Origin of the sequence: Streptomyces sp. NPDC002032, from assembly GCF_042890765.1 — a bacterium.
GTDB lineage: Bacteria > Actinomycetota > Actinomycetes > Streptomycetales > Streptomycetaceae > Streptomyces.
Genome location: NZ_JBIASM010000034.1, coordinates 1 through 13,998, shown reverse-complemented (window position 1 = coordinate 13,998; position 13,998 = coordinate 1). Strand labels below are relative to the sequence as shown.

Here is a 13,998-nt window from a genome sequence, read left to right as displayed (position 1 = left end):
GTCACGCTACCCGGTCACGCCCCGGACACGTCAGGCCACCTGAACCTCCAGCCGCGCTCCGAACTCCCGCACGGCCGCTTCCTCCCGGTACGGCTCCAGCCGCGTACGGAAATCCTCCAGGTACTCCGCACCCCGCCTCGACCTCAGCGTCCCCAGCAGTTCCGCCGCCTTCGTCGCCGTCTGGCAGGCCTGCTCCACCTCCCGCTGCTGCACCTGCGCCGCCGCCAGCAGCAGCAGCCCGATGGCCCGCCGCCGGGCTTTGGTCACGGGCAGGCCGCGCAGCGCCTCCTCGGCCCGCCGGCCCGCCGCGTCGGCCTGGCCGAGGTCCCGGTGGCAGTGCGCCAGCTCGTCCGCGAGGTAGGCCCGGTCGAAGTGGCGGATCCACACCGGGTCGTCCCCCGACTCCGGTTCCGCCCGTTCCAGCGCCGTCACCGCCCGGCCCGACAGCACCGCCGTGGCCCTGGCGTCGCCCAGCAGCGCGTGCCCGCGCGCCTCGGCGGCGTAGAACATCGCCTCCACCCTCGGGGTGACCTGCCCCCGGGTGCCCTCCTGGGCGGCCCGCGCCAGCTGCGCGATCTCGCGCGGGTTGCCCAGCTCGGCGGCGAGGTGGCTCATGGACGCCGCCAGCACGTAGCCCCCGTACGCGCGGTCGCCCGCGGCCTGGGCCAGGCGCAGGGCCTGGATGTAGTAGCGCTGGGCCAGGCCGGGCTGCCCGGTGTCCACCGCCATGTACCCGGCGAGTTCGGTGAGCCGGGCGACGGCCGCGAACAGCGCCCGCCCGACCGGCTCCCGGTAGGAGCCGCCGATCAGCCCGGAGACCACCGAGTTGAGGTAGTGCACGACCACGGGCCGTACGTGCCCGCTGCCGAAGCGGTGGTCGAGCTCGGTCAGCGCCTGGGTGGTGGCGCGGACGGCCTCCACGTCCGACATCCCGACCCGGGCCCCGCCGTTGCGAGCCACCTGCGGATCGGCCCCGGTGATCAGCCAGTCGCGGCTGGGCTCGACGAGCGCGGAGGCGGCCACGCTCGACCCGGAGAGGAAGTCGCGGCGCCCCACGTCGCTGCGCCACAGCTCGCAGACCTGCTCGATGGCGCCGACGACGGTCGGGGAGAACTGCAGGCCGACCCCGGAGGCGAGGTTCTTGCCGTTGGCCATGCCGATCTCGTCGATCGTGACGGTCCGGCCGAGTTTGCGGCCGATCGCCTCGGCGATGATGCCCGGCGCCCGGCCGCGCGGCTGCTGCCCGCGCAGCCAGCGGGCCACGGAGGTCTTGTCGTAGCGGAGATCGAGGCCGTGCTCGGCCCCGCACATGTTGACCCGCCGGGCGAGCCCGGCGTTGGAGCACCCGGCTTCCTGGATGAGCGCCTGCAGCCGTTCGTTCGGCTGACGGGCGACGAGAGGCCTGGCTGCCATGAGAAAACCCCCTGAAGCCGCGGGAGAGCGTTGGAATGATCACTTCCCGCCTGATGTGCGGAGAATCTTCCCCTCCGCGTCGCGTAGCTACCCAGGGACCGCGCCCCGTCCTTCTATGCGCCCCCGTCCGTGCACCGGTGCGCCCCGCATGCAGGATCGATGCACCGCCCACCGGCTGGTTTACGCCCGTAACCCCCGGTGGGCGCGGGAGTTGTGATGGGCGTGGAAGAGACCATCGGAGTCACGGAGACCGCGCCCATCCCCAAGCAGCGGGGGGAGCAGCTGCTGGACCATGCCGTGCGGTACGTGGAAGAGCGGCACTGGGACGTCTTCGCGGGTACGTGGCTGGAGCCCGGCGACGGCCGCGAACTGTGCTCCTGCGGGGCGGCGGACTGCCCGGCGCCCGGCGCGCACCCCGCGACGAAGGACTGGGCCGCGCAGGCCTCGGGCAGCGCGGTGGGCGTCCGCCGGATCTGGGCCAAGCACCCCGGGGCCTCCATCCTGCTGCCGACGGGCCGCACCTTCGACGCCCTGGACGTCCCGGACTCGGCCGGATTCCTGGCGCTGGCGCGGCTGGAACGCATGCAGCGCACCCTCGGCCCGGTCACCCTCACCCCCGGTCACCGGATGCTGTTCTTCGTCCTGCCGGGCGCCGGGGCGAAGGTCGCGGACCTGGTGCGCAAGCTGGGCTGGCTGCCGCACACCCTCGACCTCGTCGCGCGGGGCGAGGGCGAGTACGTGGCCGCGCCGCCCACCCGTTACGGCGGCAAGGGCCCGGTGCAGTGGGCCCGCAAGCCCACTCCGGCGAACCGGTGGCTGCCGGACACCGAGGAGCTGATCGACGCCCTGGCGTACGCGTGCGGCAGCGAGGCGGCGGCGGCCCGGGGCCGGCGCTGACATGCGCTGACATTCGTGTCCGCAAGTTCATGACATACGTAACTGCTCCCGCCCCTCCCCCTCCTCCTATGGTGAGGAACGTACGACCACGGGGATGAGAACGAGAGGCAGGCGCATGCCGGACCAGGGTTATGCGGCAGGCGGTACGGACGGGGCGGACGGGGCGCGATCCGCGCCGTCCCCCGCGGCGGTACGCGTAGAGGGACTGTGGAAGCGGTTCGGCGAGCAGGTGGCCGTCGGGGGGATCGATCTGGAGCTGCCCGCGGGCCGGTTCATCGGGCTCGTCGGCCCCAACGGCGCCGGCAAGACCACCACCCTCTCGATGATCACGGGGCTGCTGCGGCCCGACATGGGCCGGGTGACCGTCGCCGGGCACGACGTGTGGGCCGACACCGTCGAGGTGAAGAAGCGGATCGGCGTGCTGCCCGAGGGCCTGCGGATGTTCGAGCGCCTCTCCGGCCGCGAACTGCTCGGCTACATGGGCCGGCTGCGCGGGCTGCCCGGCGAGGAGACCGACAAGCGGGCCACCCAGCTGCTGGACGTCCTCGACCTCGCGGGCTCGCAGCACAAGCTCGTCATCGACTACTCCACGGGCATGCGCAAGAAGATCGGCCTCGCGGCCGCACTGCTGCACAACCCCGAAGTCCTCTTCCTGGACGAGCCGTTCGAGGGCGTCGACCCGGTGTCGGCGCAGACCATCCGCGGGGTGCTGGAACGTTACACCGCGTCCGGTGCGACCGTCGTGTTCTCCTCCCACGTGATGGAGCTCGTCGAATCGCTCTGCGACTGGGTGGCCGTGATGGCCGCCGGGCAGATCCGCGCCGCCGGCCCGCTGGCCGACGTACGGGGCTCCGCGCCCTCCCTGCAGAGCGCCTTCCTCGAACTCGTCGGCGCCCGGGACCGCGCCGCCGGCGACTCCCTCGACTGGCTCGGCGGCGCCCGATGAGCGCCACCGGCACCGGCACCGGCACCGGCACCCTGGCCGCGACGGCCCCCGTGAGCAGTGCCGCCGAGGTCCCGCTCACCGGGCTCTTCGTCCGGCTGAAGCTGTCCCTGCTGCGCAACGGCCTCAGGGGCTCCTCCAAGCGCAAGGCCGTCTGGATCTCCAACCTGGTCTTCTGCGTCGTCGTCGGCTTCTTCGCCACCCTCGGCCTGTCCTTCCTGCACGGCCACCGCCACGCGGCGACGGTCGTCGTCCTGCTCGCGGCGCTGATGGCCCTGGCCTGGGCGGTCATGCCGCTCTTCTTCCCCTCGGGGGACGAGACCCTCGACCCGAGCCGGCTGGTGATGCTGCCGCTGCGCCCGCGTCCGCTCGTACGGGCCCTGCTGGCCTCCTCCCTGGTGGGCATCGGCCCGCTGTTCTCGCTCTGCCTGGCCGTCGGCTCGGTGGTGGCGGTGGCGCGCGGCGCGGCCGGCGCGGTGGCGGCGGTGGCGGCCGTACCGCTGCTGCTCCTCGTCTTCGTGGCGCTGGCCCGCGCCGTGGCCACCGCGAACGTACGGCTGCTGTCCAGCCGCCGGGGGCGCGACCTCGCGCTGCTGAGCGGGCTGCTGATCGCGGTCGGCGCCCAGGCGGTCAACTTCGGCAGCCAGCGCCTCTTCCAGGCGGGCGGCCTGACCCAGCTGGAGCCGGTCGAGGCCGTGGTGCGGTGGCTGCCGCCCGCGACGGCCGTCGGCATGGTCGACTCCGCCGGCCGGGGCGCGTACGGCACGGCCGCCGCCCAGCTGGCCCTCACCCTGGCGGCGCTGGCGGGGCTGCTGTGGTTCTGGGAGCGCAGCCTGACCAAGCTGATGGTCACCCCGGACGGCTCGACCCTCGCGGCGGCGACGCCGACCAAGGAGCGGGACGGGGCGGCCGGCGTCTGGTCCTTCCTCTCCTTCCTCCCGGCCGGGCGCACGGGCGCGGTCGTGCAGCGCACGCTGCGCTACGTGGTGCGCGACCCGAAGACGAAGTCGGCCTGGGTGACCGCGCTGGCGGTCGGCGCGATCGTGCCCGTCTTCAACGCCCTCCAGGGCACCGGCTCGGTCTACCTCGCCTGCTTCGGCGCGGGGATGCTCGGCGTCCAGATGTACAACCAGTTCGGGCAGGACACGTCCGCCTTCTGGATGGTCGCCCAGACCATCTCCGGCCCGCGTGACGCGTACGAGGAACTGCGGGCCCGGGCCGCCGCGCTGGCCCTGGTCGCCGTCCCGTACTCGGTGCTGGTCACGGCCGTCACCGCGGCCCTGCTCGGCGACTGGTCCGGCTTCCCGGCGGCGCTGGGGCTGTCCCTGGCGGTGGTGGGCGCGATGCTGTTCACGGGGGCCCTGGCCTCGGCGCACCTGCCGTACTCGATCCCGACGGACGGCGCCTTCAAGAACGTCGCCCCGGGGCAGGGCGGTCTCGCCTGGATGGGCATCTTCGGCGGCATGTTCGCCTCGGCGCTCGTCAGCGCCCCGATGATCGTCGCGACGGTCGCCTTCGCCACCTCGGACAACCTCCACGGCCTGCGCTGGACGCTGCTCCCGGCCGGCCTCGCCTGGGGCGCCCTGTCGGCTTGGGCGGGCCTGCGCCTGGCCGCCCCGGTGGTCTCCCGCAAGCTCCCGGAGATCCTGACGGCGGTCAGCAAGGGCTGACCCCTCCCTCCAGCACCCGCAGGGGGTGGCAGGCTCCGGCCCGCCACCCCCTGCGGCGTTCCCGACGCCGACCGCCTGTCGCGATTGAGAAACTTGAAAACATCAAGGCCGACCCCGTGGGTGACATCAATTCTCAACCTCGACACAACCACTACGACGCCGCTCGCCGAGAAGCTGCCGGAGAAGTCGCAGCAAGAAAGAAGGACGGCACACCGTTTGACCGCATAGCCGATTTGACGAACGCGCGCAACGGCCTCGATAGGGTAAGAAGGACACTGGAGCGCGAGACACAAAACCTCCCCGACTCCATTACCGAGCGCAGCGCGGCCTTGAGGTCCTCACAGGGAAACTAAAGGACGTCATTCAAACACTTGACCGCCTGAATGGATTTCTACATTCGATCGGGCACCGATGAGATTCACCTACCAGCCAACGAGGAAACAAATGCCCGTCAATTTTGACGCAAATCGCTCCATTGAAGACCTCGACGGAGAACGCTGGGGAGACCCGCCAAGCGAATCGACGGGGCTCGTCCAAACGATGCACGCCCTCAGAAAGCGCCCTCTCGCAAGCCTAACGGCCTACGAACTGGGGAGACTGATTGGGCAGAACGTCGGGCTCCGCTGGACACTACCGCTCGCACTGGAAGTCCTACGCGACACGGTGGACATCAATAACCGCGGGGGCTTCTACGACGACGACCTGTTGACAGCAACCCTCGGCCGGAAAGCTGAAACCTGGGTGGAATTTCCGGAACTGGCAAATGAACTGAAAGACATCGTAACCCTCCTGGAAGACCTCCCTACACATGCCACACGCGAGGCCCGGCGCTTCCTGAAGACTTTCGAGGGGTGGGATTAACGGGGTTCCGGTTCCGAAAGGTGACATAAGCATTCGCATCCACTCAGTCGAATCAGAGTCTCACGGAACGAATTCCACAATCACCACCCGGACCCTACCCGCCAGAAATACCGACTCATATAACCACAGTGGACGATAGGCCTGGGAATTTGTTCGCCCCAAGGACCCGCTAGAAAACCAACACTCAAGCGAGAAGGGGAAGTGCAATGTGGCTAGATCTTATCGCCGAACACGAGGGGTCAGAAACATCATCACCTGCAGACCCCTCCGAACTGGAGCGCTTGGAAGAATCCCTGAGCCAACCCCTACCAGACGCATTGCGCGATCTCCTCATGCAGGCCGACGGCGTTTCTGATGAATATGGCACCGACATTATCTGGGGAGTCAACCAGATCATTAAGGTGAACCTCGCGTTTCGCAGCGAGCCTTCATACCGCTCCCTTTACATGCCGTTCGAGCCATTGATGTTCTTCGGCGAAAGCGGCGGCGGGGACCAGTTCGCATTTATTCGCACCCCTAGCCGAGATGACATTTTCGCTTGGGATCACGAAACCGACAGCCGCCTTTGGATTTCCCCTAGTCTGGAGTCTTTCCTGCGGAACGCCCTTACACACGCAGGTGAGGATTGGTATCGCGCCTGATACTCCGGTCTGAGATCACGCACTGTGCTGACGTCGGCCAGACCGGCACCAAGAACCGGCACGTCCTGGCCGACCCAGAAGTACGCAAGCGCCGTCGATGGCGTTCTCGCCTGAGGTCAGGGGCCCGGTGGGGTGCATTCCACCCAGAGCAGCTTGCCCGCGTGTGCGCCGTCCAGGCGGTACGCGCCGTAGCGGTCCGCGCAGAGCCGTACGAGGACCAGCCCGCGGCCGGCCTCCGCGTCCTCGGCCGGCTCCGGGCCGAAGGGGGACGGGATGTCCGGGCTGGTGTCCCAGACCCCGACCCGGAGGCGGCCGGCCGCCATCGCCCGCAGCCGGAGCGCGCAGGGGCCGCGGGTGTGGCGGTAGGAGTTCGACACCAGCTCGCTCGCCAGCAGCTCCGCGGTGTCGGCCAGGCCGGTCATGTCGTGCCGTCGCAGGACGGCGCGGAGCGTGCACCGGGCGATGCCCGCGGCGCGGGGATCGTGCGGGAGGTGGAGGGTGTAGGCCCAGGACGGAGTTACGGTAGCGCCCATGGAAGTCTCCGATCGAGGAGGAGAGTTGGACCCTGTGCATGCGGTGCCCGGTGACCAGGTCGCTCCGTCGAGCGGGGTACTTCCAGGCGGTGGCCTGAGACCAATCTAGACACTCCCACTTAAGGGATTAGGCGCTTCGCGCTAAATGCCTGCAACCCGCACTCGTGTGGGTGACAATTCCTCGCGGAGGAACGCACGATGCCCATTCGCAGCAGCCCCACCGCGCGTCAACTGCGCTTCGCAGCAGAGCTGCGCAGGATGCGCGAACGCGCCGGGCTCACGTCCGCCGAAGCCGCCGGTCTCCTCGGCATCAAGCCGAACCAGGTCAGCAACATGGAGGCCGCACGGTTCGGCGTCAGCCCCGAGCGGATCCGTATCCTCGCCCGCCACTACGAGTGCTCCGACCCCGCGTTGGTCGACGCGCTGGTCGCGATGACAGGCGAGCGGAAAGGCAGCGGCTGGTGGGACGAGTACCGCGACCGGCTCCCCATGGCCTGGCTGGACCTCGCGGAGTTGGAACACCACGGGCGGATGCTCCAGGACGCCATCACCGTGCACATCCCCGGGCTGCTCCAGACGCCCGAGCATGCGCGCGAGATCTTCCGGCAGGCCGTTCCCTCGCTCGCACCCCCGGCCATCGAGGACCGCATCTCGTTCCGCGTAAAGCGCCAGCGGATCCTGCACGAGGATGACCCGACCCCGTACAGGGCGACCGTCCACGAGGCCGCCCTGCGCATCGCTGTGGGCGGACCAGCCGTCGCCACCGCCCAGTTGAAGCACCTGCTCGACATGAGCGAGCGCGAACACATCACCCTGCGCGTGATTCCGTTCTCGGCGGGCGCCTTCCCCGGATCGGGCCAGTCCGTCTACTGCGTCCACGGGACCGTGCCCCAGTTGGACACCGTCTACCTGGACCAGTCGCACGGGCTCGCCTTCCTCGACGCAGAACCCCAACTAGCCAAGTACCGCATGCTCTTCGACCGGCTCGACGCGGTGGCCCTGCCACCCGGACGGACACGGGACCTGATCCGCGACGTAGCCCGCGACCTGTGAAGGGAAGCACCATGCCCGAACCCGACTGGCAGCGGTCCTCGTACTGCGCCGAAGGCAGCTCCTGCGTCTACGTCGCTCCCGGCGAGCGCGGTCAGGTCCTCATCGCCGAGAGCCCCCGGCCCGGTACCGTCCTCACCGCATCCACCGCAGCCTGGGCCGCCTTCCTCGGGGCGGTCCTCAGCGGCGGGGCGACGTGAACGCGCGGCGGTAGGTCGTCGGGGAGACGCCGAGGGTGGCCGTGAGGTGCTGGCGGAGGGAGACCGCCGTGCCGAAGCCCGCTCGGGCGGCCACCTGGTCGACCGGGAGGTCGGTGGTTTCCAGCAGGCGGCGGGCGTGGTCGACCCGGCGCTGGGCCAGCCACTGGCCCGGCGGCATGCCGACCTCCTCCCCGAAGCGGCGGCAGAAGGTCCGTACGCTCATCCGGGCGTGCTCCGCCAGCTCCGCCAACGGCAGCGGCCGGTCCAGGTGTTCCAGCGCCCAGGCGCGGGTGGCCGCCGTAGTGGCGGTGGCCGGCTCCGGCATGGGGCGTTCGATGTACTGGGCCTGCCCGCCCTCCCGCCACGGCGGGACCACGCACAGCCGCGCCACCCGGTTGGCGACCTCGCTGCCGTGGTCGCGCCGCAGTAGGTGCAGGCACAGGTCCACCCCGGCGGCGACCCCGGCCGCCGTGAACACCCGGCCGTCCTCCACGAACAGCACCTTCGGGTCGACCTCCACCCGCGGGAAGGCCCGCTGGAAGCGCTCGGCCTCGTTCCAGTGCGTGGTGGCGCGGCGGCCGTCGAGCAGGCCCGCCGCCGCGAGGACGTACGAGGCCGAGCAGATCGAGACGATGCGGGTGGTGGGCGGCAGTGACGCCAAGGCCTCCGCCAGCCCCGTCGGCAGCCAGTCCCGGTTCGGGTCGGGGTCGCAGGTGAAGGGCGGGATGACCAGGGTGTCGGCCGTGCGCAGGGCCTCGGGGCCATGGGAGACGGCGAGCGCGTAGTCCGAACTGGTCGCCACGGGGCCGCCGTCGAGGCTGCAGGTGGTGATCTCGTAGAGCGGCTCCCCGGCCGGCCCGGCGGCCGTGCCGAAGATCTTCGCCGGGATGCTCAGCTCGAAGGGATAGACCCCTTCCAGGGCCAGGACGACGACGCGGTGCGGAGATTCGGACACGGAAGAATGATGACAGGGTGATGGCAGGGTGATGGCAGGATCTTTTCTGATGCTGGCATTCCTGCCACTCGCCCCCCTCCCCCGCATCCCCGAATCTTGATCTCGGACGGGCCGCCGCACCGAGGCCCACTGAGCAGGGGGAACGAAATGACCATGCGTGCGATCGGCCAGGACGGTTTCGGCGGGCCCGAGGTACTGAAGGTCGTCGAGGTGGAGCGGCCCGAGCCCGGGGTGGCCGAGGTGCTGGTACGGGTCCACGCGGCCGGGGTGAATCCGACCGACTCCTGGCACCGGGCCTCCGGCGGGCTCGGCGCGGAGGTCGTCCGGCTGGGCTGGGACGTCTCCGGGGTCGTCGAGGCCGTCGGCATCGGGGTCACCACCCTCGCCCCCGGCGACGAGGTGTTCGGCATGCCGCGCCACCCGCTCCCGGCGGGCACGTACGCGGAGTACGTGACCTCGCCCGCCCGGCACCTGGTCCGCAAGCCGGCCGGGCTGAGCCACGTACAGGCGGCCGCCCTGCCGCTGGCCGCCATGACCGCGTGGCAGGCGCTGGTGGACACCGCGGACGTGCGTCCCGGGCAGCGGGTGCTGGTCCACGCGGCGGCGGGCGGCGTCGGCCACCTCGCGGTGCAGATCGCCAAGGCCCTCGGCGCGCACGTCATCGGCACCGCCCGGGCCGCCAAGCACGCCTTCCTGCGCGGGCTGGGCGCGGACGAGGTGGTCGACTACACGGCCGTCGGCTTCGAAACGGCGGTCGAGCCGGTGGACGTGGTGGTCGACGCCGTCGGCGGGGAGTACGGGCCGCGTTCGCTGCGGGTGCTGCGGCCCGGCGGGATCCTGGTCTCCCTCGCCTCCCCGGCCGAGGCCCGACTGGCGGAGGTGGCGCGGCCGTTGGGGCTGCGCGCCGCGTTCATGGCCGTGGAGGCCGACCAGGCGGGCCTGCGGGAGGTGGCCGCCCTCGCGGAGGCTGGGCTGCTGCGGCCGGCGATCGACACGGTGTTCCCGCTGGAACTGGCGAGCAAGGCGCACGAACTCAGCGAGACCCGAGGCACGACCGGCAAGATCGTCCTGTCCGTCACCGACTGACCCCGTCGCCGACTGACCCCGTCGCCGACTGACCCCGGACACCGAGCGACACCAACCGGCCCGAACGCCAAGGAGATCCGCATGACCACCTTCGTCCTCGTCCCCGGCGCGTGGCACGGCGCATGGACCTTCGAGCCGCTCGCCCGGCAGCTGCGCGCCCACGGGCACCAGGCGTTCGCCCTGACCCTGACCGGGGTGGGCGACCGCAGACACCTGCTCTCCTCCTCGGTCAACCTCGACACCCACATAGCCGACGTCGTGAACCTCCTCGCGGAACACGAGGTCACCGATGCCGTGCTCGTCGGCCACAGTTACGGCGGCATGGTGATCACCGGGGCCGCCGACCGCGCCCCCGAGCGGGTGGCGGGTCTGGTCTACGTCGACGCCCTGGTCCCCGGCGACGGGGACTCCTGCTGGTCCCTCGTCACCGAGCGGGAGCGCGGCTGGTACCTGAACGGGGTGGGCGAGACCGGCTACGCGAGCGCCCCGCTGCCCTTCTTCGATCCGCGGGCCACCCCGCACCCACTGGCCTCCCTGATGCAGGCCGTGCGCCTGGAGGGCGGGCTCGACCGCATCGCCGGCCCGCGCGACTTCGTGTACGCCACGGGCTGGGGCGGGGGCTCCCCCTTCACCGCGCTCTACGAGCGGCTCTCCGCGGACCCCTCCTGGCGTACGCACATCGTCGCGTCGGGGCACAACGTGATGGGCGAAGCCCCCGACGAGCTCCTGAAGGTGCTCCTGGACGCGGCCCCCACCACCACCCCCGCCCGCAACTAGCGCGGGCGGGGCGGGCGTCAGCGGGCGTCAGCGGGCGTCAGCGGTGACGGACTCCAGGAAGGGTTCCAGGACGGCCCGCCAGGCGGCCGGCTGGTCGTAGTGGAGGTAGTGGCCCGCGTCCGGGATCTCGGCGTACTGGCCCGCCGGGAGGACGCGGACCATCTCCTGGGCCTCCGCGCGGCCCAGTTCGCCGTCGAGCCCGCGGACGACCAGGGTGGGGCAGCGGACCTGGGCCAGCTCCTCCCAATGGGCGTCGTGCACCCACGTCTCGCGGGCGGTCAGCATCTGGTGACGGGAGAAGACCGGGCGCCAGCCGTCCGGGGCCCGGTGCATGACCTCGGCGAAGAAGGCACCGCGGCCGGGGTCGGGGCGTTCCACCCGGGGGTCGTCCTCGCCGAACCAGCGGCGGGCGGCGTCCTGCGTGGGGAAGGGCAGCGGCCAGCGGCGGAACCATTCCTCCCACTCCTGCTGCGAGGCCTCGCCGAGCGCGGACGCCCGCATGTCGCAGATGACCACCGCCTGGACGAGCTCGGGGCGGCGGGCGGCGAGCTGCCAGGCCGTGAGCGCTCCCATGGAGTGGCCGATCACGACCGCGGGCGCCAGGCCGAGCCCCTCGATGACGGCCTCGGCATCGGCCACGAAGGCCTCGCGGCCCAGGGAGTCACGGCTGCCGGGGCCGGGCGGCGGCCGCTCGCTGTGGCCGTGCCCGCGCTGGTCCAGGGCCACGACCCGGCGTTCCTCGCCGAGCCAGCGCGCGGTACCGGCCCAGTGCAGGGCGCGGCCCATCAGGCCGTGGAGTAACAGGACGGGCGGATGCCGGGGCTCCGCCGGCGGTTCGCGGAACTCCCAGGCGGCAAGGCGGAAACCGTCGGCCCCCGTCACATCGATGCGCTGTACCACCGCAGATGCACCCCCTTCGCTCCCGGCCAGACTATCGAACCCGTATTCGAAAACGGGCGTCTCGCCGACAACACCGCTCTTTCGAGTGACCTTGCTCAAGGATTGGCCGCCGCTGCCGATGGAGATCCTTTCAACAGGGAGGCGGGCCGCTCGGGGAAGACGGTCCGAAGGGGATGACCTTGAGAGCTCGGGGCTCCAGGTCAGCCAGGGGAGGAAGGGTCCCGGCGCCGCGAGGCGCCGGGACCCATCCCCGCTTCCAACGGCGTCAGCGCTTGGCGACGAACACGTGCGAGGCGATGTCCGAGTCCAGCTCGGCGGCCTCACCACCACTGCCGACCAGTACCCCGCCCGGGGACTCCGTCACGCTCACCACCGAGCCGGGCTGCACGCCCGCCCGCCGCAGCGTGTACATCAGCTGCGCGTCCGTCTGGATCGGCTCACCGATCCGGCGCACGATCACGGTCTTGCCCTCGCTGCCCGGGTCCAGCTCCGAGAGGCTGACCATGCCCTCCTCCAGGAACGGGTCCGCCTCGGCCTTCTCCCCCAGCTCCTCCAGCCCCGGGATCGGGTTGCCGTACGGAGACTCGGTCGGGTGCCGCAGCAGCTCCAGCACGCGCCGCTCCACCGCCTCGCTCATCACGTGCTCCCAGCGGCAGGCCTCGGCGTGCACCTGCTCCCACTCCAGGCCGATGACGTCGACGAGCAGGCACTCCGCGAGGCGGTGCTTGCGCATCACGCGCGTCGCGAGCTTGCGGCCCTCGTCCGTCAGCTCCAGATGGCGGTCGCTGGCGACCGCCACCAGACCGTCACGCTCCATGCGCGCGACCGTCTGGCTCACGGTCGGACCGCTCTGGTCCAGCCGTTCGGCGATCCGAGCGCGCATGGGGACCACGCCTTCCTCTTCCAGCTCGAGGATGGTGCGGAGATACATCTCCGTGGTATCGATCAGTCCGGACATTCGTGCCCCTCGGATTGCGTGCGCTGGCCCTGCCCCCAATTCTGACGCATCACACCGACAACCGTCCCGCGCCGAGCGTCAAGGCATGTACGGGACATGTACGGGTGATCTTCACCGGAGCCGCGCGAACGGGCGGCCGCCCACGTGGCGGCCCTTTCAGCCCCGGATTGACGTTCGTATTGACACGCCCTTGGTCCAGACCGCACGGTGAGCGGCGGACACCGACGACGCAGCCACCGCACCCCACCCTGGAAGGGCCTTCGGCGTATGAGCGAGAGCAAGCTGGCCGGGCAGTTCTTCGACGCCGCCATCGCCCTGCTGGAGCGGGTGCGGGACGAGGAGGGCACCCGGATCGCCGAGGCGGGCGCCGTGATCGCGGAGGCCGTCGCGACCGGGAACCGGCTGTTCGCCTTCGGTGCCGGGCACTCCTCGCTGCCCGCGCAGGACGTGGTGTACCGGGCGGGCGGGCTCGCGCTGATGAACTTCCTGGCCGTCCCCGGCACCGCCGGCGTCGACGTCATGCCCGCCACCCTGGGCAGCGCGCTGGAACGGGTCGACGGCCTCGCCGGAGCGGTCCTGGACAGCAGCCCGGCCTCCGACGGCGACGTACTCGTGATCATCTCCCTCTCCGGGCGCAACGCGCTGCCCGTCGAGATGGCGATGAACGCCCGCGCGATCGGCCTCAAGGTCATCGGCGTGACCTCGGTGGCGTACGCGACGGGGACCAAGTCGCGGCACGTGTCGGGCACCTACCTCAAGGACCACTGCGACATCGTCCTCGACAGCAAGATCGCGGTGGGCGACGCGGAACTGACCGCCGACGGCATCGACGCCCCCTTCGCCCCCGCCTCGACGGTGGTGACCAGCGCGATCATGCAGGCGGTGATGGCGGCGGCGGCCGGCGAACTGGCCACGCGCGGCCTGGAGCCGCCGCTGCTGCGCTCGGGCAACGTCGACGGCGGGCACGAGTGGAACGGCCGCGTGATGCAGGAGTACGGCGACCGGATCTTCTTCCGCCACTAGTGCCGCGTCAGGCAACGTTTGCCCGTCAAGGAGCGGCGTCCGGTGCGTGCTCTCGGCGTGCCGGCCGGAAGCGCTCGTACTGGACGTACTC

General features: G+C 71.1%; 16 protein-coding genes. 11 read left to right on the top strand and 5 right to left on the bottom strand.

The annotated features are described in order from the left end of the window. Nucleotides 1-30: 30 nt before the first annotated feature. Entirely contained in the window at nt 31-1,413 is a 1,383-nt protein-coding gene (locus ACFYYT_RS36130; RefSeq protein ID WP_351827624.1) for a transcriptional regulator, read from the bottom strand. A 216-nt stretch (nt 1,414-1,629) separates the two neighbouring features. Between ACFYYT_RS36130 and ACFYYT_RS36125 the strand changes: the two genes are divergently transcribed. The 6 genes from ACFYYT_RS36125 (at nt 1,630) to ACFYYT_RS36100 (ending at nt 6,425) form a co-directional block, all read left to right on the top strand. Next, nucleotides 1,630-2,310, top strand: a complete 681-nt coding sequence (locus ACFYYT_RS36125; protein ID WP_351827621.1) for a bifunctional DNA primase/polymerase — start codon at nt 1,630-1,632, stop codon at nt 2,308-2,310. A gap of 115 nt (nt 2,311-2,425) precedes the next feature. Beyond that, on the top strand, nt 2,426-3,256 hold the full coding sequence (locus ACFYYT_RS36120) for an ABC transporter ATP-binding protein (RefSeq protein WP_351827618.1): 831 nt from the start codon (nt 2,426-2,428) through the stop codon (nt 3,254-3,256). Beyond that, complete coding sequence (locus ACFYYT_RS36115; protein ID WP_351827616.1) at nt 3,253-4,923, top strand: transporter; 1,671 nt, start codon at nt 3,253-3,255, stop codon at nt 4,921-4,923. The genes ACFYYT_RS36120 and ACFYYT_RS36115 overlap by 4 nt, the downstream gene beginning before the upstream one ends. Beyond that, nucleotides 4,845-5,276: a polymorphic toxin type 28 domain-containing protein gene (locus ACFYYT_RS36110; RefSeq protein ID WP_388610668.1), complete on the top strand. Its 432-nt coding sequence runs from the start codon at nt 4,845-4,847 to the stop codon at nt 5,274-5,276. Before ACFYYT_RS36115 ends, ACFYYT_RS36110 begins: the two co-directional genes overlap by 79 nt. Before the next feature lie 58 nt (nt 5,277-5,334). After that, on the top strand, nt 5,335-5,784 hold the full coding sequence (locus ACFYYT_RS36105; protein WP_351827610.1) for a contact-dependent growth inhibition system immunity protein: 450 nt from the start codon (nt 5,335-5,337) through the stop codon (nt 5,782-5,784). 206 nt (nt 5,785-5,990) lie between these two features. Continuing rightward, nucleotides 5,991-6,425: an SMI1/KNR4 family protein gene (locus ACFYYT_RS36100; RefSeq protein ID WP_351827608.1), complete on the top strand. Its 435-nt coding sequence runs from the start codon at nt 5,991-5,993 to the stop codon at nt 6,423-6,425. Nucleotides 6,426-6,541: 116 nt separating this feature from the next. Here ACFYYT_RS36100 and ACFYYT_RS36095 read toward each other — a convergent pair whose 3' ends face one another. Continuing rightward, nucleotides 6,542-6,958: an ATP-binding protein gene (locus ACFYYT_RS36095; protein ID WP_351827605.1), complete on the bottom strand. Its 417-nt coding sequence runs from the start codon at nt 6,956-6,958 to the stop codon at nt 6,542-6,544. Between the two features lie 198 nt (nt 6,959-7,156). Between ACFYYT_RS36095 and ACFYYT_RS36090 the strand changes: the two genes are divergently transcribed. Together ACFYYT_RS36090 and ACFYYT_RS36085 are read left to right on the top strand one after the other, a co-directional pair. Then, on the top strand, nt 7,157-8,011 hold the full coding sequence (locus tag ACFYYT_RS36090; protein ID WP_351827602.1) for a helix-turn-helix transcriptional regulator: 855 nt from the start codon (nt 7,157-7,159) through the stop codon (nt 8,009-8,011). Nucleotides 8,012-8,022: 11 nt separating this feature from the next. Continuing rightward, complete coding sequence (locus tag ACFYYT_RS36085) at nt 8,023-8,208, top strand: DUF397 domain-containing protein (RefSeq protein ID WP_351827600.1); 186 nt, start codon at nt 8,023-8,025, stop codon at nt 8,206-8,208. On the opposite strand, the gene ACFYYT_RS36080 is transcribed toward ACFYYT_RS36085, so the two are convergent. Beyond that, nucleotides 8,189-9,163 carry a helix-turn-helix domain-containing protein gene (locus ACFYYT_RS36080; RefSeq protein WP_351827598.1) on the bottom strand — a complete coding sequence of 325 codons (975 nt, stop codon included), beginning with the start codon at nt 9,161-9,163 and terminating at the stop codon, nt 8,189-8,191. The two genes, ACFYYT_RS36085 and ACFYYT_RS36080, sit on opposite strands and share 20 nt — an antisense overlap. Nucleotides 9,164-9,316: 153 nt before the next feature. On the opposite strand from ACFYYT_RS36080, the gene ACFYYT_RS36075 reads away from it, so the two are divergent. Together ACFYYT_RS36075 and ACFYYT_RS36070 are read left to right on the top strand one after the other, a co-directional pair. Then, nucleotides 9,317-10,249 (top strand): NADP-dependent oxidoreductase, encoded by a 933-nt coding sequence (locus ACFYYT_RS36075; RefSeq protein WP_351827665.1) that lies wholly within the window; start codon nt 9,317-9,319, stop codon nt 10,247-10,249. 81 nt (nt 10,250-10,330) lie between these two features. Further along, a complete protein-coding gene (locus ACFYYT_RS36070) occupies nt 10,331-11,026 on the top strand; it encodes an alpha/beta hydrolase family protein (RefSeq protein ID WP_351827595.1) in 696 nt (231 codons plus the stop codon). Nucleotides 11,027-11,053: 27 nt separating this feature from the next. Here the strand turns inward: ACFYYT_RS36070 and ACFYYT_RS36065 are convergent, their stop codons facing one another. Next, entirely contained in the window at nt 11,054-11,926 is an 873-nt protein-coding gene (locus ACFYYT_RS36065; RefSeq protein WP_351827592.1) for an alpha/beta hydrolase, read from the bottom strand. Nucleotides 11,927-12,191: 265 nt separating this feature from the next. After that, on the bottom strand, nt 12,192-12,884 hold the full coding sequence (locus ACFYYT_RS36060; protein WP_351827589.1) for a metal-dependent transcriptional regulator: 693 nt from the start codon (nt 12,882-12,884) through the stop codon (nt 12,192-12,194). A 267-nt stretch (nt 12,885-13,151) separates the two neighbouring features. Here ACFYYT_RS36060 and ACFYYT_RS36055 point away from each other — a divergent pair, with 267 nt between their 5' ends. After that, on the top strand, nt 13,152-13,907 hold the full coding sequence (locus tag ACFYYT_RS36055; RefSeq protein ID WP_351827587.1) for an SIS domain-containing protein: 756 nt from the start codon (nt 13,152-13,154) through the stop codon (nt 13,905-13,907). Nucleotides 13,908-13,998: the final 91 nt, after the last annotated feature.